Source organism: Brachybacterium sp. GCM10030267 (assembly GCF_042666875.1).
Classification (GTDB): domain Bacteria; phylum Actinomycetota; class Actinomycetes; order Actinomycetales; family Dermabacteraceae; genus Brachybacterium.
In genome coordinates this window covers 55268-71808 of sequence record NZ_JBHTCX010000017.1, presented here as the reverse complement: position 1 = coordinate 71808, position 16541 = coordinate 55268, and the positions used below count along the sequence as shown (strand labels likewise).

The window sequence follows — 16541 nt, the reverse complement described above, 5'->3', positions numbered from 1 at the left end:
ATGGCGGTCGACCATGCCCGCCTCCAGGCGGCGGTCCGCGAGATCCTCGCGGCCATCGGCGAGGATCCCGACCGGGCCGGTCTGCAGGACACCCCCGCCCGGGTCGCGCGCATGTACGAGGAGGTCTTCGACGGCCTCGACCGCGACCCCCACGAGCCGCTGGCGACCACGTTCGACATCCAGCACCAGGAGCTGGTGCTGGTGCGCGACATCGGCTTCCACTCGATGTGCGAGCACCATCTGCTGCCGTTCGTCGGCGTCGCCCACGTCGGCTACATCCCGGACGGGGCCGTGGTCACCGGACTGAGCAAGCTCGCCCGGCTGGTGGACGTGTATGCCCGTCGCCCCCAGGTCCAGGAGCGACTCACCTTCCAGATCGCCGACGCGCTGATGGACGAGCTCGGCGCGGGCGGCGCGATCGTGGTGATCGAGGCGGAGCACATGTGCATGTCCATGCGCGGTGTGCGCGCCGAGGGTGCCCGCACCGTGACCAGCGCCGTGCGCGGCATGCTCCGTGACAGCCCCAGCACGCGCGCCGAGGCCATGAGCCTCATCAACCGGAGCTGACTCATGAGCACCCGGACCCGACCGCGCAGCGGCCGACTGCGGCCCGACGGCCTTCCTGAGCGCCTCACGGGTGACGACACCTTGGTGATGGGCGTTCTGAACGTCACTCCGGACTCCTTCTCCGACGGGGGCGAGCACGACAGCGCTCCCGACGCGATCGCCCACGGGCGGCTGCTCGCAGCGCAGGGAGCCTCCATCATCGACGTCGGCGGTGAATCCACCCGCCCGGGGGCGCCCCGGGTCGAGGAGGACGAGGAGCTGCGGCGCGTGCTGCCCGTGGTGAGCGAGCTGGCCCGCGAGGGCATCGTCGTCAGCGTGGACACCATGCGCGCCTCCGTGGCGGCCGCGAGCATCGAGGCCGGCGCCCTGATCGTCAACGACGTCTCCGCCGGCCGCGCCGACGTCGACATGGGCGCGGAGGCGGCCCGGCTGCGGACCCGGCTCGGCACTCCGCCGGTGTTCGTGGCCATGCACTGGCGAGGGCACAGCGACGTGATGACCGAGCTGACCGAGTACGAGGATGTGGCCCGCGACAGCGCCGCGGAGCTCGAGGACCGTCTGGACGCACTGCGGGCCGCGGGGGTCGAGGACCGGTTCCTGGTGGCCGATCCCGGCCTCGGCTTCGCCAAGACGGGCGAGCAGAACTGGGAAGTGCTGGCGAGGTGGGAGCACATCGCCTCCCACGGGCTGCCGCTGCTCATCGGTGCCTCGCGCAAACGATTCGTCAGCTCCCTCGGCGTCGACCGTGACGCCGCCACCGCCGCCATCAGCGCCTACAGCGCGGAGCACGGGGCCTGGGCCGTCCGGGTCCACGACGTCCCGCCGAACCTCGCCGCCGTCCGCGTCGGCGACCGTCTGCGCCGGAGCGCCGGCCGATGACCCCCGAGTCCTCCGTGCCGCGCGAGGCCGGTGCACCGGACGTCACGAGGGCGCCCCGGCGCGCGCCGGGACGACTGGACCGCATCGAGGTCACGGGAATCCGAGCGTGGGGGCGGCACGGCGTGCTCGCCGCGGAGACGGAGCTCGGACAGCAGTTCGTGGCGGACGTGACCCTCCATCTCTCCACCGCCCCGGCAGGCCGCGCCGACGACCTCGCCCGCACCGTGAACTACGCGGGGATCGCCCTGGCCGTCCATGAGGAGATCAGCACCGGCGCCCACAAGCTGATAGAGACCCTCGCCGAGCGCATCGCCGATCGGATCCTCACCGGCGAGGGGGCACCGTGGGTGCGCCGGGTGGCCCTGACCGTGCACAAGCCCTCGGCTCCCGTCGGCCTGCCCGTCGGCGACGTAGCCGTGAGCATCGAGCGCGACGCCGCGCCCATCGAGGCAGTGCTCGCCCTGGGTTCCAACCTCGGCGACCGGGCCGCTCATCTCGAGCGCGCCCTGTCGGTGCTCGCCGAGGCCGAGGGGATCGAGGTGGAGTGGACCGGGCCCGTGCTGGAGACGGACCCCGTCGGCGGACCCGACGGCCAGGGCGCCTACCTGAACACGGCTGTCGGGGTGAGCACCGTGCTGGGGCCCTTCGATCTGCTCGAAGCGGCACGCCGGGCCGAGCAGGACGCCCATCGCCAGCGGGCGGTCCGGTGGGGTCCGCGCACCCTGGACGTCGACCTGATCACCTATGGCGACCATCGCCTCGACGACGCCGAGCTCAGCCTGCCGCACCCGCGCGCCCACGCGCGCGCCTTCGTGCTCGCCCCCTGGCACGCCGCCCGGCCCGCCGCCGAGCTGCCCGGCCACGGCCGGATCGCGGACCTCCTGGCCCGGGCCGGGGACCGCGACGGTCTGCGGCCGGGCCCTGCCGTGACGGGATTCGATCGTCCGTGAGGCCGCTGAACATCCCGGTCCTGGTGCTGATCTTCGTCGTCGGCGCAGGCTTCGGCGCCCAGATGCTGGAGACCCTCGCCAGCCGCGGCCACTCGCTCCCGATCGCCGGCTGGCTGACCACGCTGGTCCTGGTGGCGCTGTCGACCGTGCTGCTGGTCTACGGGATCCCGCTGCGCCGCTACATGCTCGAGAGCGAGGAGCGCCGGCTGCATCCCACCCTGGCTCCACGCCGATTCCAGATCGACCTGCCCACCGCCTTCCGCACCGTGCTCCTGGCCCGGGCCTGCGCCTACACCGGCGCCGTGGTCGGGGGGATCTTCACCGGTCAGGCGCTCTTCCTGATCATCACCGGCACGGGCGATCCGCTCGCAGCCATCCTGCCCACCGCTGCGGCCGCCGTGGCCGGGATCGTGCTCGGCGTGCTGGGAGTGATCGTCGAGCGCTGGGGCCAGCTGCCCCCGGAGGACGGCGACAGCGCGGCGGGCGCCGAAGCAGGACACTGAGCCCATCGGGCCCCGGGTGATGCCGACGGCGCCGAGGGCCCGCGCTGGACGGTGCCCGCCCCGGACGAGGCCCGACCTGGACGACGCCCGACCCGGACGACGCCCGACCATCGACGGTCCGATCTCCCACCCGCGTCGGAGCGCCGAAAGGGCCCTGAGGTGACACGATGGATCCCATGACCTTCCCATCCGAGGAATCCGGGCCCGGCACCGCTCCGGCATCACCCGCCCCGGCAGCGCACGGAGGCCGTGACGCCGTGTCGCCGGACGTCCCCGCCGAACCCGCGATCCCCGCCGGCCCCGCGAGTGCCGACCGGCCCGCAACCGCCGACCGGCCGGCGATCCCCGACGAGCCCGACGGCCTGCTCGGGGCCGGGGCCCTGCGCCCTGTCTCCGAGAAGCTGATCCGGGCGCGCTACGTCGCCGGCATCGTCGGCTACGTCATCTGGCTGCTGATGATCGCCGCGGCGATCGTCGGCACGGTGCTGACGGGCTGGTGGTGGATCGCCGCCCTCGGAGTCGTGCCCCTGATCCTGCTCCTCCAGAGCCTGATTCTCACTCCACGCCGGGTCCGGGCCATCGGATACCTGGACGCGGAGGAGGACCTCACCATCGCCGCGGGCGTCATGTTCCGCTCGGTCCAGACCATCCCCTACGGCCGGGTGCAGTCGGTGAAGATCGACGAGGGCCCGGTGGACCGCCGCTACGGCCTCGCCAAGCTGACCGTGACCACGGCGGCCGGGGCCTCCAGCGTCACGCTGCCCGGCCTGCCGAAGGAGGAGGCGGAGCGACTGCGGGAGCTGTTGACCGACCGCGGCATCGAGAACATGGCGGCGCTGTGAGCGAGACGGAGCCGACCGCCCCCGACGCCGCCGCACCGGCCGCCGAGCGTCGCCGTACCCACCCGATCACGCCCCTGGTCACCGGATGGAAGATCATCATCGGGCTGGTCGCCGTGGTCTCGGCGCAGAACGTCGCCCGCCTCATCGACGACTTCACCCTGACCCGAGCCGTCATCGGCCTGGCCGTGCTCGCCGGGGTGATCGTGATCTCGATCGTCCTGTCCGCCCTGGTGTGGTGGTTCACCACCTACGCCGTCGACGAGGACGGTGTCTCGCTGCACAAGGGGCTGATCAGCCGTTCGCGGGAGTACGCCCCACGGGCCCGCATCGAGTCGGTCTCCGTCGAGCGGCCGCTGCTGGCCCGTCTGCTGGGACTGGCCAAGGTGCGCATCGAGGTCGCCGGCGGGGGAGAGTCCTACCTCGACATCGAATACGTGCGATCCGCCGATGCCGAGGAGCTGCGCACACGGATCCTGGGCGTCGCCTCCGGTGCACCGGGGCCGGCCGGGACGGCAGGGACCGTCGAGGGCGCCTCCGCGCAGGAGGTCCGAGACGGGGACCATCGCGCGCCCGGGACGCCCGGTGACGTGATCGAGGGTGCCGGGGAGCCCGTGGGAACAGCATCCGGCGACGGCACCGGCGAGCACGGCAGCACAGCCACGGGTGGCGCCGCTGCGGCCGGGGGACGGCTGCAGCGGGTGCTCTACGACGGTGTCACCGACGGCGAGCTGATCGCGCAGATCCCCACGGGGCGCCTGGTGCGGTCCCTGCTGCGCGACCTCGGCTTCCTCATCGGCGCCGTGATGACCCTCGTCGGCGTCAGCCTCGCGGCCATCATGGTGATCTGGCAGGAAGGAGTGTCCCCGGCCGTGCTCATCCCTCTGGCCCCGGCCTTCATCGCCGTGCCGCGGTACGTGTTCGGCCGCATCGAATCCGGCTGGGGATTCGTCTCCCGCATCACCGACCGCGGGTTGCGGATGCGGCGCGGCCTGGCGAATACGCGGACGGACAACATCGCCTCCGGGCGGATCCAGCGGTTCGAACTGCGCCGGCCGCTGCTGTGGCGCGGGCCCGACTGGACGGCTGTGTCCGTGACCGTCGCCGGCATCGAGGACGACGACGTCAACGGCGCCCAGAGCGCGCTGCCCGTCGGCACCCGCGAGGAGCTGCAGGCCACCCTGGGCCACCTGGCCGCGCCGCTGGGAACCGCCGACGATCTCGCCGTCCTCGAGCGCCTGCTCACGGCCCCGGCCCGGAGCATCGAGGGGATGCGCACCCCGGTCGGGCTGTACTGGATCGACCGCCGCACCAGTGTCAGCGTGCTGCTGCCGGGGGCGCTCGTCCACCGCAGCGGCATCCTGACCAAGAAGCTCGAGATCGTGCCCCGCGAACGGATCCAGGAGCTCTCCCTCCACGACGGTCCGATCGGACGCCGGCTCGGAGTCCTCGACCTCAAGGTCGGCATCGCCGGCAGCACCCTGGCCCTCGGCGCCCTCTCGCGCCGAGACGCGCTCGCGCTGCACAGCGTGCTCGCCCGCGATGCCGCGACCCTGCGCCGGTACCGCGACCGCGAGCACTGGCCCCGGCCGGCGCTCGGGATGGCCGCCGCGAGCTCGACGGTCCCGTCGGCGGAGACCTCGGCGCCGTCCGCCGCGTCGTCCCCGTTGCCTCAGGAGGAACGATGAGCGCACCCCGGCTCGGCATCGGCGTGATCGGCGCCGGACGGGTGGGAGCCGTGATGGGCGCCGCGCTGCGTGCCGAGGGCCACGCCATCACGGGCGCCTACGCCGTCTCCGACGCCTCCCGCACGCGCGCCGAGAACCTGCTGCCCGGCGTGCCGCTGCTAGACGTTCCCGCCATCGTCGAACGCAGCGAGATGCTGCTGCTGGCCGTCCCCGACGACCAGCTGGGCCCGCTCGCCGCGGGCATCGCCTCCACCGGTCTCGCGCCCGGCGGACAGCTGGTGGTGCACACCTCCGGTCGGTACGGCACCGGCGTCCTCGCCCCGCTGGCCGACGCCGGCAGCGCGACGCTGGCCATCCACCCCGCCATGACCTTCACCGGTACCTCGGCGGATCTGTCGCGACTGGTCGGCTGCCCCATGGCCATCACCGCCGCGCCGACGTTCCTGCCGGTGGCAGGGGCGCTCGTGGTCGAGCTCGGGGGAGAGGCCGTAGTGCTCAAGGAGGGCGATCGCCCGCTCTATCACGCCTCACTCGCCCACGCCTCGAACCATCTGGTGGTGCTCGTCGACCAGGCCCGGGAGATCCTCGCCGGCCTCGGGATCGAGAACCCGGGCGCCTATCTGCGACCGCTGCTGGAGGCCGCCCTCGACGAGTCCCTGCGCCGCGGCGCCAAGGCCCTGACGGGCCCGGTGATGCGGGGCGATATCGGGACGGTGGCCGCGCACCTGGGAGCGCTCGACGACGTCGACCGGTCCTCCGGCGGGGCGGACCCCTCGGGCGTCACGAGCCGGCGTGGTGACGTCGGAGCGACCTACCGCGCCCTCGCGGTCGCGGCTCTGGCCCGGGCGGGGCTCCCGGACCGGACCCGGCAGCAGGTGCGCGAGCTGCTCGAGGATCACGGGCCCGCCGATGATGCGTGAGCCGCGGTCCCGACGCGTCCCGAGACGCCACGGGGCCAGGGCTCCGCAGATCGGGGGACCCCTCGAGGCAGGAGAGGGCATGTCGCCGCGCACGGCGGGCACGTGCTCGAGACAGGACACAGCACACGGCATGACACAGGAGACGGCATGAGTTCGCAGACACCTCCCACCACGGCGCTGGTCACCACCAAGGCCGAACTCCGTACGCGACGCGCGGCGATGGGGGGAACGGTCGCGGCGGTGCTGACCATGGGCGCGCTCCACGAGGGCCATCTCGCCCTGGTCTCCCGTGCCCGTGAGGTCGCCGACCACGTGATCCTCACGGACTTCGTCAACCCTCTCCAGTTCGGCCCGGGGGAGGACTACGAGGCCTACCCGCGGGATCTCGACGCCGACCTCGCCGTCGTGGACGGACTCGTCGATCTCGTCTTCGCCCCGAGCGTGCAGGAGATGTACCCGGTCCTGCCGCCGACGGTCTCGGTGACCGCGGGGCGCGCCGGCACCATCCTCGAGGGCGCGGCCCGCCCCGGCCACTTCGACGGCGTCGTCACCGTCGTCGCCAAGCTGCTGCAGCTGACCGACCCGCACGTCTCGGTGTTCGGCCGCAAGGACGCACAGCAGCTCGCGATCATCCAGCGTCTGGTCGCCGATCTCGACCTCCCGGTGCGGATCGAGCCCGTCGAGATCCAGCGGGAACCCTCCGGACTGGCCCGCTCCAGCCGCAACGCCTACCTCTCCGAGGCCGGGCGCGACCGGGCGCTGGCGCTCTCCCGCACGGTCGCCGCCGCGGACGCGGCAGGCGGATCGGTCGCGGGGATCCGCCGCGCGCTGGGGGAGGCCCTCGCACGCGCAGAGGTCGAATGGGCCTACGCGCTCGCCCTGGATCCCGCCACGCTCGAGGAGATCGGCCCGGACCACCGCGGCGACGTCCTCGTGGTGGTGGCCGCCCGGGTCGAGGGCACGCGGCTGCTGGACGCCGCTGTGGTGGTCGCGACAGCACCCTGACGAGGCGGGCACATCCTCGGGCAGTGATGAGAGAATCGCCCTCATGAGCGAGAATCCCCCTGCCCTCGATGCGACGGACCACTCCGACCAGGTAGCGGTCCGCAAATCCAAGCGGGAGCGCCTGCTGGCGCGCGGGGAGGACGCCTACCCGGTCGGAGTGCCGGTGACCGCCACGATCGCCGCCGTCCGCGAGGAGTACGGCCATCTGGAGGCCGGACAGGAGACCGAGGACGTCGTCGGCGTCGCCGGCCGCGTCGTGTTCCAGCGCAACACCGGCAAGCTCGCCTTCGTCACCATCCAGGACGGCGCCGGGCAGCGATTGCAGATCATGGCCTCCCTCGCGGTGCTCGGCGAGCAGCGTCTGGCCGATCTGAAGGCCGACGTGGACCTCGGCGACCACGTCTTCTTCCACGGCCGGGTGGGCGCCTCCCGCCGCGGTGAGCTCAGCGTGTTCGCGGACAGCTGGCAGATGGCGGCCAAGGCTGTGCGGCCTCTGCCGGTGCTGCACGCGGAGCCCTCCGAGGAGCAGCGGGTGCGTCGGCGCTACGTCGACCTCATCGTGCGCCAGCAGGCACGGGACACCGTGCGTCGCCGCGCCGAGGTGATGCACTCGCTGCGCACCTCGTTCCACGAGCGCGACTTCGTGGAGATCGAGACGCCCATGCTGCAGGTGATCCCCTCCGGCGCCGCGGCGCGGCCGTTCGTCACCCACATGAACGCGTTCGATCTGGATCTCTATCTGCGGATCGCCCCGGAGCTGTATCTCAAGCGCGCGGCCGTCGGCGGTCTCGAGCGGGTCTTCGAGATCAATCGCAACTTCCGCAATGAAGGGGCAGATTCCACCCATTCGCCCGAGTTCGCGATGCTCGAGGCGTACCAGGCGTACGGGGATTACGACTCCATCGGGGACCTCACCCGGACACTTGTCCAGGAAGCCGCTGAACGAGCCACCGGCTCCCAGGTCGTCACTCTCGCCGACGGCACCGAGTACGACTTCTCCGGAGAATGGGCGAAGATCACCGTGTACGGCTCGCTCTCGGAATCCCTCGGCGAGGAGATCACCCCCGAGACGGACACGGAACGGCTCCGCGGGATCGCACGGTCCCTCGATCTCGATCTCGATCATCCCAAGTTCGGGCACGGCAAGCTCGTCGAGGAACTCTTCGAGCACCGTGTGGGCGACCATCTCCACGAGCCGACCTTCGTCCGTGATTTCCCGGTCGAGACCAGCCCGCTGGTGCGCGAGCACCGCACGACGCCCGGCGTGGTCGAGAAGTGGGACCTGTACGTGCGCGGCTTCGAGCTGGGCACCGGGTACTCCGAGCTCGTCGACCCGGTGATCCAGCGCGAACGGTTCGCCCAGCAGGCCGCGCTCGCTGCCCAGGGCGACGACGAGGCGATGCGCCTGGACGAGGACTTCCTGGAAGCGATGGAATACGCGCTGCCGCCGACGGGCGGAATGGGTATGGGCCTCGATCGCCTGCTCATGGCCCTGACGGGGCTCGGCATCCGGGAGACCATCCTGTTCCCGCTCGTGAAACCGGAGGCCTGAGATGGACGGCGGATTCTGGTACGAAGCCGGTTCGCTGCTGCCGCCGATCGGTGCGGGGCTGCTCTTCTGGTTCGCGCTGCGGGCGATTATGCGGGCCGATCGACGCGAACGCGAGGCCGAGCGCCGGGCGGAACAGGATTACCGCGAACTCCACCGCGGGGATGAATAGCGTCACCGTTGTCCACAAATCTCCGTGATCGGATTGATATATGGGCGCGCGGACTGGATACTGGAACCAGCGTGCGACATCATCCCGAGGTCGCAAATGAAGCAGACCCGACCAACAAGGGAGACCCCCATGGCAAGGAAGACCTATGTCGAGCTCGTCGATGATGTCGATGGAGCGACCGCGAGCGAGACGGTGAGCTTCGCCCTCGACGGCGTCGCCTACGAGATCGACCTGTCCGAGCAGAACGCCCGCACGTTCCGCGACGAGCTCGGCACCTGGGTCGAGAAGGCCCGTCGCGTCGGCGGCCGCCGCACCCGGGGCGGTTCGAGCTCCTCCCGCTCCAGCAGCTCGAACGATTCCTCGCGCATCCGCCAGTGGGCCCGCGAGGCCGGCTACGAGGTCCCGGATCGCGGCCGCATCTCGGGCACCATCCGCAAGGCGTACGAGGATGCCCACTCCAACTGATACGGCACCCGCCCGGGTCGCTGGAACCCGGTGAGAGAAGGACCCGTCGCCCTCAGGGCGACGGGTCCTTCTCATGCTCGCCGCAGCATGTGCCTGTCCCGACCGGGCGTACTCACCAGCCCCGGATCGACCACGAGGCCGAGAACTCCTGGTCCGGACTCAGACGCACCACGTCGACGCCGCTGCGGAACGCGTCGGGCGGGCAGGTCATCGGCTCGACCGCGAGCCCGACCCGGTTGTTCTCCGGTTCCGGACGATCGGCGGTGTGCACCTGCAGCCAACCGCACTCCTCGCCCGCCGTCAGCTCGACGCCGGTTCCGCCGGGCGCGGAGACGCTGACGCGCAGCCGGCCGTCGGCGTCGCGGCCGAGGTCGGTGAAGGCATGGTCGATGAACAGGTCGCCGATGACCCGCGGAGCGCGGAAGTCGAACTCGCTGCCGTCGGCGACGGGCGCCGTACCGGTGGGCAGCAGCCGGTCCTCGGTGACGGTGAGAACCGTCTCCGCCTCGAAGTGCAGCGACCACGTATCCAGCGGCTCCGGGCCGGCGACGAGATAGGGGTGCGGGCATACGCCGTACGGAGCATCGGCGTGGCCGATGTTGCGTGCGGTCACGGTGGTGGTCAGTCCCGTCTCGGCGTCGAGTGCGTGGCGGACGGTCAGCAGCAGATGGAACGGGTAGCCCGTGGACGGGAACAGCTCGCCGCGCAGGATGACCTCGTCCTCCGCGACGGTCGCGGCAGTGAAGGGGTGGAAGGCGATCAGTCCGTGCAGGGCGTTGCCGCGTTCGGGCTCGGTGAGGGCGGCTTGGATCTCCTGGCCGTCCCAGGTGTATTTCCCGTCCCCGATCCGGTTCGGCCAGGGGGCGACGATCCCGCCCCGGAAGTGCTGCATCGGCCCCTGCTCGGGGTTGCGCACCAGGAGGTCGCGTCCCTCGATGCTCAGCGACTCGACGATCGCTCCCACCGTGGAGACCTGCGCCTGGTAGGTGCCGGCGCTGAGGGTGAAGAGGTCGCCGCGGTCGCGGGGCGCATTCTGCGGGGGGATGCCGGTGCCGGCGGGGGTCTCGGCCACGGGATCGCTCATGCTGTCTTCTCCTGATCGTTCCGGGACTCGGTCTCGGTCTCGTTCTCGGGCTCTGGTTCGGGTTCTGGTTCCGGTTCGATGAGGACGACCTCGAGGCGGCGGGGGCCATGGACTCCTTCGACCCGGTCCAGCTCGATGTCGCTGGTGGCACTGGGGCCGGAGACCATGGTCCAGGCGGCACGCGGATCGGTGTTCATGCGTTCGATGCCCTTGGGCACTCCGAGCACCACCTGCTCCGCCTCGACCACCACGACATGGTGGTCGGGGATCAGCGTGACCGCGCGGCGCCCGCCGAGCTCGTCGGCGCGCAGCACGATCGTGCCGGTCAGGGCGATCGCCGTGTGGCAGCCGGTGAGCACGGCGTCGATCGCGTCGAGCTCGTGCGGCGAGGCGCTGCCGTCGTCGAGGAGGACCGCAGTGCCCAGCTCCCGGGTCCAGCTCTCCGGTACCCCGGGCGGTGCGATGACCTGCCTGGCCTCGCCGACGGCCTCGGCGATGACGGCGGGCGCCCCGGCTGCGCTCGTGCGGTGGACGATCGCGGTGTAGTCCTCGAGGCGCTGGACCAGCACGTCGCGGATCTTGGCCGGGTCGGTGGAGACCTCCTGCTTGTCATCGGCGCGCTGATACGCGCGAGGGACGTCCTCGGCATCGGTGACCTCGTCCCGGCGGGGGACCGCCAGGGCGGAGCGGACCCGGGCCAGGATCTCCTCCTTGGCGCTCATCCCGCGCGTGCGCACGGGACGCTCGTCGGCCCAGGCGTTCATGCTCGCTCCTCGCCCTCGGTGCCGGTCTGCGACGTCTGCCCGGCTCCGCCGGGTTCCTCGGCGTCTCCGTCGCCGGCGGCTCCATCGGCCGTCCGTGACGCCGTCTCCTTCTGGTGCTCGTCCCACCAGCTGCGGAAGGACTTCCCGGGCTTGGGCAGGTCGCGGTGATCGGTCCAGCCCGGCATCAGGGGAACGATGCCGGGCAGCTTGCCGATGTTGGCGCCGGGCATCAGCTTGGTCAGCGGTCCGGCCGAGCGCACGGCGGCGTCGTACGCCCGCGGGGAGGACATCAGGGCACCGGCTCCCTTCATCGCCACGTCCCAGGTGCCCCGGAACTGGCCCTTCGTATCGCGGCGCTGGTCGACGTCCTCTGCCCGCAGATGCACGAGGATCTTGGGGATGTCGATCTTGACGGGGCACACGTCGTAGCAGGCCCCGCAGAGGCTCGAGGCGTAGGGGAGCGAGGTGCTGGGATCGTCCGCGTCGCCCATCCCGGTCATCTGCGGCGAGAGGATCGCCCCGATCGGACCGGGGTACGTCGACCCGTAGGCGTGGCCGCCCGAGCGGGCGTAGACGGGGCACACGTTCAAGCATGCGGAGCAGCGGATGCAGTGCAGGGCGCTGCGGCCCTCCGGGTCCTCGAGCACGGCGCTGCGGCCGTTGTCCAGCAGCACCAGGTGGAACTCCTCGGGTCCGTCCCCCTCGGTGACCCCGGTGAACAGGGTCGTGTACGGGTTCATCCGTTCCCCGGTGGAGGATCGGGGCAGCAGCTGCAGGAACACCTCGAGGTCCTCGAAGGTGGGCACGATCTTCTCGATGCCCACCACGGAGATGAGGGTCTTGGGCAGGGTCAGGCACATGCGCCCGTTGCCCTCGGACTCGACGACGACCATGGTGCCGGTCTCGGCGACGGCGAAGTTCGCGCCGGAGATCGCCACCGAGCCGGGCATGTCCAGGAACTTCTCCCGCAGGAAGCGGCGGGATGCCTCGGCCAGCTCGGCCGGGTCGTCGGTGATGGACTCGTCCAGGTCCGGCATCGCCTCGAGGAAGATCTCGCGGATCTGTGCGCGGTTGCGGTGGATCGCCGGGACCAGGATGTGACTGGGGGTGTCACCGGCCAGCTGCACGATGAGCTCGGCGAGATCGGATTCGATGGCGCGGATCCCGGCGTGCTCGAGGGTCTCGTTCAGGCCGATCTCCTGGGTGGCCATCGACTTGACCTTGAGCACCTCCTCGGCGCCGCGCTCGAGGGCGAGGCCGGTGACGATCTCTCCGGCCTCGTCGGCGTCGCGGGCCCAATGGACCACCCCGCCGGCAGCGGTCACGGACTCCTCGAGCTGCTCGAGAAGCTCCGGGAGATGGTCGGTGACCTGCCACTTCAGGGCGCTGCCGGCGTCCCGCAGCTTCTGCCAGTCGCGCACCTCCCGCACCGCCGCGGCGCGCTTGGTGGTGATGGTGGAGGTGGCGTGGCGGAGGTTCCCCCGCAGGGTCTCGTCGGCGAGGTCGTCCCGGGCCGCGGCAGGGAAGGAGCGATCGCCGCGCAGGTTCGAGGACGGTGAGGCGTGCTGCGGGCGGACGGACGGAATCCCCAGGTCGACGGTGCTCATGAAGCCCTCCCCAGAATGGTCTCGGACGGGATGAAGGGATCCTCCCGGGTGGAGGCGAGGATCTGTGCGAGGTGGATCGCCCGCGGCGCGGCGTCGGTGCGGCGGAGCTTGCCGCCGATGTTCATCAGGCAGGAGGCGTCCCCCGCGACGACGTACTCCGCACCCGTGGAGACGACATTGGCGGCCTTGTCGGTGACCATCGCGTCGGAGGTGGCGTCGTTCTTCACCGAGAAGGTGCCGCCGAAGCCGCAGCAGGTGTCGGACTCGGGAAGGTTCTTCACCTCGATGCCCTCGACCGCGCGCAGCAGCTTCAGCGGGCGCGGGCCCACCTTGAGGAAGCGCATCGAGTGGCAGGTGGGGTGGTAGGTGACGCTGTGGGGGAAGTAGGCGCCGACGTCGGTCACCTTGAGCACGTCCACCAGCAGCTGGGAGAGCTCATAGGTCTTCGCCGCCACGGCCTGGACGCGCTGTTCGAGCTCGTCGTCCTCCTCGTGCTGGGCGACCAGCTGGTGCTGCTCGCGCACGCAGCCCGCGCAGGAGCCGGACGGCATCACGATCGCGTCGATGGAGTCCAGGGCGGGTTCGAAGGTGTCCACGAAGCTGCGCACCACCGGCGCCGCCTCCGAGTAGTACCCGGAGTTGGTGTGCATCTGGCCGCAGCAGGTCTGGCGCTTGTCGAAGACCACCTCGTGTCCCAGCCGTTCGAGCAGGAGCACGGTGGAGCGGGCGACGTCGGGGGTCATCACATCCACCAGGCACGTGGTCATGAGTGATATGCGCATCCGGCGTCCTTCTTCCTTCGTCGTCTCGCGCCCGTCGGGCCGCGGGTTCGCGCCTTCGGAGTTCGTGGGTTCTCGAATGGTGGGTTCGTGCGTCGTGTTCGTGCATCTGCGGTGCCGGCGGCCGTCTCGGGGTTCATCGGGCCGGTCCCCGGCGCCGCTGTCAGGGGTGCTCGAGGCCCAGGGAGGCCGCCGTGCGCTCCAGCGTCCGGTGCGCCGTCTCGGGGTCGTCCGAGAGTTTCGTGCCCCAGCTCGGGACCATCTGGGTGATGGTGGGGCGCCAGGCGTCGATGCGGTCGGGGTACATGCGCTCGAGGACGTTCAGCATGATGCTGGTGGCGGTCGACGCCCCCGGGGACGCGCCGAGCATGCCGCCGATGGACCCGTCGGCGGCGGTGATCAGCTGAGTGCCGAACTGGAGGACGCCGTGCTTGTCGCGGTCCGGTGCGATCACCTGGACCCGCTGTCCGGCGGTGACCTCCTCCCAGTCCGACTCCCGCGCCGAGGGCATGTACTCCCGCAGCGCCTCGAACCGCTGGTGACGGGTGGCCACGAGCTGGGAGGCGAGGTACATCATCAGATCCAGGTTCGGCGGGGCCACCGCCATCATCTGCGTGACGTTGGAGGGCTTGATCGACGCGAACAGGTCCGTGTACCGGCCGGACTTCAGGAACTTCGGGGACCAGCCGGCGTAGGGACCGAACATCAGTGAGCGCTGCCCTGCGACGTACCGGGTATCGAGGTGGGGGACGCTCATCGGCGGGGCGCCGACGGCGGCCTTGCCGTACACCTTGGCCTCGTGACGGTCGATGATCTCGGGATCGGTGCAGCGCAGCCACTGCCCGGAGATGGGGAACCCGCCGAAGCCGCGGATCTCGTCGATCCCGGACTTCTGCAGCAGCGGCAGCGCGTTGCCGCCGGCGCCGACGAAGACGCGGGGTGCGCGCACCACGCGGATCGTCCCGTCGGCCGTATCGCGGACCATGACGCCCCAGTCCTCACCCATCCGGCGCAGGTCGATGACCTCGGAACCGGTCGAGACGGTGGTGCCGACGCGTCCGGCGAAGTCCAGCAGCTGACGGCTCAGGGCGCCGAAGTCGACGTCGGTTCCGTCGGGGGAGTAGGTCGCGGCGATGGTCTCGGTGACCGGGCGGCCCTGCGAGACCAGTGGTGCCCACTCGGCCAGCTGGGCGTGCTCGGTGGTGAACTCCATGCGGTCGAACAGGGGGCTGGCGACCAGGGCCTCGTGGCGGCGGCGCAGATAGTCGACATTGTCGAGACCGTGCACGAAGCTCATGTGCGGCACGGAGTGGATGAAGTCCGACGGGTCGCCGATACGGTCGTTCTCGACCAGGTGGGCCCAGAACTGGCGGGAGACCTGGAACTGCTCGTTGATGGAGATCGCCTTGGCCGGGCTGACCGAGCCGTCCACGTCCTGCGGGGTGTAGTTCAGCTCGCAGAGCGCACTGTGGCCGGTGCCGGCGTTGTTCCAGGCGTCGCTGGACTCCGCCCCGAGGGTGTCCAGCTTCTCGAGGACCACGAGGTCCCACTCGGGCTCCAGCTCGGTGAGCATCGCGGCGAGGGTGGCACTGGCGACGCCACCGCCGATCAGCACCACGTCCGCACGGGTCACATCCAGGTCAGCCATGTCTCTCCGTTCCAGCTCGCACGGGGCCGCCCGACGGCGTGCGGCGCGATCACTCGCGCGACACCGGGCGGCCGTACCGCCAGGGTATCCCGCGCGGCGGGGTAGGACGCGAACGCATCCACAGCGCTCCGCCTCGAGGGCGGAGACGTCACGATGCGGCGGCGCGGTTGTTCTCGATCTCCTCGAGCAGCAGCTCGACCTTTCGGCTCAGCAGGCTCGTGGCAAGATCGATCGCCGCCGCGGCTCCCAGCAGCACGGCCACCGGCCATACCAGGGAGCACAGCACCATCCAGACGATGAGGCCGAGAATCAGGCCGATCACCCGCACTGGCATCGCTCCGGGCAGCAGCAGCGCCAGCCGCCACGCCACGAAGGGATCCTGCCGGCGCACCCGCGGCGTGGACATGATCGTGGCGACACTCGCCGTGGACCAGGCGGCGCTGACCGCGGCGAGACTCCCGAGCCCGGCGCTCATCATCGGCGTCTCCACCGCACCTCCGGCCACGATCCAGAGCATCGCCACCGAGCCGGCCTGGACCACCATCAGCGGAAGCATGCGCACGTTGGCGGTGACCAGATGCTCGCGGAAGCTCGGCCACATCGTGGCCAGGACGCGGACCTTCGCCCCGTGGCGAGCGGCGATGAAGGCATCGGAGGCGGCCACGCTGGCCGGCGCCACACCGAGGACGACGAGACCGGCCAGGCTCAGGGCGATCCACACCAGGTTCACGCGCAGCACCAGGTAAATGCGCTCGATCGCCTCAATCAGGCGCGTGGCCCAGGCCGGGGTCCCGGCACGGTCCGACGGGGTTCGGGAAACGGTCATGCGGTGCAGGCTATCGCTCCGTGTGACACGCCGCTCATCTCTTGGTCGTGATGGACCGGCGGAGCCGCGTGCTCTGCCTCGGAGCGATGTCGAGCTGACGGGCCTGGCGACGCCCGTGTGCATCCGGACGGGTCGGTCCAGGAGTTCGCGTGATCATCGGATCTCCGGAGGCGTGGAGGGCGGCCACACGGTGTGGAGAGATCGGATGGCTGTCAGGCGTTCTCTGCACGGCGGCACGCAGAAAAGTGTCCACCACCGAGGTGTCCGGCTTGTGGATCGCGCCCGCAATCCGTACC

The 16541-nt window shown here is 71.1% G+C and carries 17 protein-coding genes; 11 read left to right on the top strand and 6 right to left on the bottom strand.

The annotated features are described in order from the left end of the window. The 11 genes from folE to ACFQS2_RS14880 all read left to right on the top strand — a co-directional run bounded on the left by folE (position 1) and on the right by ACFQS2_RS14880 (position 9537). The gene (gene folE, locus ACFQS2_RS14930) at positions 1–567 is read left to right on the top strand and encodes a GTP cyclohydrolase I FolE (RefSeq protein WP_377019220.1); all 567 of its coding nucleotides are present in this window, start codon (positions 1–3) and stop codon (positions 565–567) included. Positions 568–570: 3 nt separating this feature from the next. Beyond that, positions 571–1446, top strand: coding sequence for a dihydropteroate synthase (gene folP / locus ACFQS2_RS14925; RefSeq protein ID WP_377794257.1), 876 nt, complete (start codon positions 571–573; stop codon positions 1444–1446). Further along, entirely contained in the window at positions 1443–2396 is a 954-nt protein-coding gene (gene folK, locus ACFQS2_RS14920; protein WP_377794256.1) for a 2-amino-4-hydroxy-6-hydroxymethyldihydropteridine diphosphokinase, read from the top strand. Before folP ends, folK begins: the two co-directional genes overlap by 4 nt. Beyond that, a complete protein-coding gene (locus ACFQS2_RS14915; RefSeq protein ID WP_377019224.1) occupies positions 2393–2899 on the top strand; it encodes a DUF3180 domain-containing protein in 507 nt (168 codons plus the stop codon). Before folK ends, ACFQS2_RS14915 begins: the two co-directional genes overlap by 4 nt. Before the next feature lie 176 nt (positions 2900–3075). Further along, positions 3076–3741: a PH domain-containing protein gene (locus tag ACFQS2_RS14910; RefSeq protein ID WP_377794255.1), complete on the top strand. Its 666-nt coding sequence runs from the start codon at positions 3076–3078 to the stop codon at positions 3739–3741. Beyond that, the gene (locus tag ACFQS2_RS14905; RefSeq protein ID WP_377794254.1) at positions 3738–5426 is read left to right on the top strand and encodes a PH domain-containing protein; all 1689 of its coding nucleotides are present in this window, start codon (positions 3738–3740) and stop codon (positions 5424–5426) included. Before ACFQS2_RS14910 ends, ACFQS2_RS14905 begins: the two co-directional genes overlap by 4 nt. Then, the gene (locus ACFQS2_RS14900) at positions 5423–6346 is read left to right on the top strand and encodes a Rossmann-like and DUF2520 domain-containing protein (RefSeq protein ID WP_377794253.1); all 924 of its coding nucleotides are present in this window, start codon (positions 5423–5425) and stop codon (positions 6344–6346) included. Before ACFQS2_RS14905 ends, ACFQS2_RS14900 begins: the two co-directional genes overlap by 4 nt. 147 nt (positions 6347–6493) lie before the next feature. Then, on the top strand, positions 6494–7351 hold the full coding sequence (panC, locus tag ACFQS2_RS14895; RefSeq protein ID WP_377019229.1) for a pantoate--beta-alanine ligase: 858 nt from the start codon (positions 6494–6496) through the stop codon (positions 7349–7351). 43 nt (positions 7352–7394) lie between these two features. After that, positions 7395–8903, top strand: coding sequence for a lysine--tRNA ligase (lysS, locus tag ACFQS2_RS14890; protein WP_377019230.1), 1509 nt, complete (start codon positions 7395–7397; stop codon positions 8901–8903). A 1-nt stretch (position 8904) separates the two neighbouring features. Beyond that, positions 8905–9072 (top strand): hypothetical protein, encoded by a 168-nt coding sequence (locus tag ACFQS2_RS14885; protein ID WP_377019232.1) that lies wholly within the window; start codon positions 8905–8907, stop codon positions 9070–9072. Between the two features lie 129 nt (positions 9073–9201). After that, positions 9202–9537 (top strand): Lsr2 family protein, encoded by a 336-nt coding sequence (locus tag ACFQS2_RS14880; protein ID WP_377019233.1) that lies wholly within the window; start codon positions 9202–9204, stop codon positions 9535–9537. A gap of 112 nt (positions 9538–9649) precedes the next feature. Here ACFQS2_RS14880 and ACFQS2_RS14875 read toward each other — a convergent pair whose 3' ends face one another. The 6 genes from ACFQS2_RS14875 to ACFQS2_RS14850 form a co-directional block, all read right to left on the bottom strand. Further along, positions 9650–10621, bottom strand: coding sequence for an aldose 1-epimerase family protein (locus tag ACFQS2_RS14875; protein WP_377019234.1), 972 nt, complete (start codon positions 10619–10621; stop codon positions 9650–9652). Beyond that, complete coding sequence (locus tag ACFQS2_RS14870) at positions 10618–11385, bottom strand: lactate utilization protein C (RefSeq protein ID WP_377794252.1); 768 nt, start codon at positions 11383–11385, stop codon at positions 10618–10620. The genes ACFQS2_RS14875 and ACFQS2_RS14870 overlap by 4 nt, the downstream gene beginning before the upstream one ends. Beyond that, positions 11382–12992: a lactate utilization protein B gene (locus ACFQS2_RS14865; RefSeq protein WP_377794251.1), complete on the bottom strand. Its 1611-nt coding sequence runs from the start codon at positions 12990–12992 to the stop codon at positions 11382–11384. Before ACFQS2_RS14865 ends, ACFQS2_RS14870 begins: the two co-directional genes overlap by 4 nt. Then, on the bottom strand, positions 12989–13774 hold the full coding sequence (locus tag ACFQS2_RS14860) for a (Fe-S)-binding protein (protein ID WP_377019238.1): 786 nt from the start codon (positions 13772–13774) through the stop codon (positions 12989–12991). The genes ACFQS2_RS14865 and ACFQS2_RS14860 overlap by 4 nt, the downstream gene beginning before the upstream one ends. A 160-nt stretch (positions 13775–13934) precedes the next feature. Next, positions 13935–15419, bottom strand: a complete 1485-nt coding sequence (locus ACFQS2_RS14855; protein WP_377794250.1) for a malate:quinone oxidoreductase — start codon at positions 15417–15419, stop codon at positions 13935–13937. Between the two features lie 148 nt (positions 15420–15567). Beyond that, positions 15568–16245 (bottom strand): DUF624 domain-containing protein, encoded by a 678-nt coding sequence (locus ACFQS2_RS14850; RefSeq protein WP_377794249.1) that lies wholly within the window; start codon positions 16243–16245, stop codon positions 15568–15570. Positions 16246–16541 lie beyond the last annotated feature (296 nt).

Coding starts and splice junctions, on each gene's coding strand:
- folE (WP_377019220.1), top strand. CDS start 1: ATGGCGGTCGACCATGCCCGCCTCCAGGCGGCGGTCCGCGAGATCCTC.
- folP (WP_377794257.1), top strand. CDS start 571: ATGAGCACCCGGACCCGACCGCGCAGCGGCCGACTGCGGCCCGACGGC.
- folK (WP_377794256.1), top strand. CDS start 1,443: ATGACCCCCGAGTCCTCCGTGCCGCGCGAGGCCGGTGCACCGGACGTC.
- ACFQS2_RS14910 (WP_377794255.1), top strand. CDS start 3,076: ATGACCTTCCCATCCGAGGAATCCGGGCCCGGCACCGCTCCGGCATCA.
- ACFQS2_RS14900 (WP_377794253.1), top strand. CDS start 5,423: ATGAGCGCACCCCGGCTCGGCATCGGCGTGATCGGCGCCGGACGGGTG.
- panC (WP_377019229.1), top strand. CDS start 6,494: ATGAGTTCGCAGACACCTCCCACCACGGCGCTGGTCACCACCAAGGCC.
- lysS (WP_377019230.1), top strand. CDS start 7,395: ATGAGCGAGAATCCCCCTGCCCTCGATGCGACGGACCACTCCGACCAG.
- ACFQS2_RS14885 (WP_377019232.1), top strand. CDS start 8,905: ATGGACGGCGGATTCTGGTACGAAGCCGGTTCGCTGCTGCCGCCGATC.
- ACFQS2_RS14880 (WP_377019233.1), top strand. CDS start 9,202: ATGGCAAGGAAGACCTATGTCGAGCTCGTCGATGATGTCGATGGAGCG.
- ACFQS2_RS14875 (WP_377019234.1), bottom strand. CDS start 10,621: ATGAGCGATCCCGTGGCCGAGACCCCCGCCGGCACCGGCATCCCCCCG.
- ACFQS2_RS14870 (WP_377794252.1), bottom strand. CDS start 11,385: ATGAACGCCTGGGCCGACGAGCGTCCCGTGCGCACGCGCGGGATGAGC.
- ACFQS2_RS14865 (WP_377794251.1), bottom strand. CDS start 12,992: ATGAGCACCGTCGACCTGGGGATTCCGTCCGTCCGCCCGCAGCACGCC.
- ACFQS2_RS14860 (WP_377019238.1), bottom strand. CDS start 13,774: ATGCGCATATCACTCATGACCACGTGCCTGGTGGATGTGATGACCCCC.
- ACFQS2_RS14855 (WP_377794250.1), bottom strand. CDS start 15,419: ATGGCTGACCTGGATGTGACCCGTGCGGACGTGGTGCTGATCGGCGGT.
- ACFQS2_RS14850 (WP_377794249.1), bottom strand. CDS start 16,245: ATGACCGTTTCCCGAACCCCGTCGGACCGTGCCGGGACCCCGGCCTGG.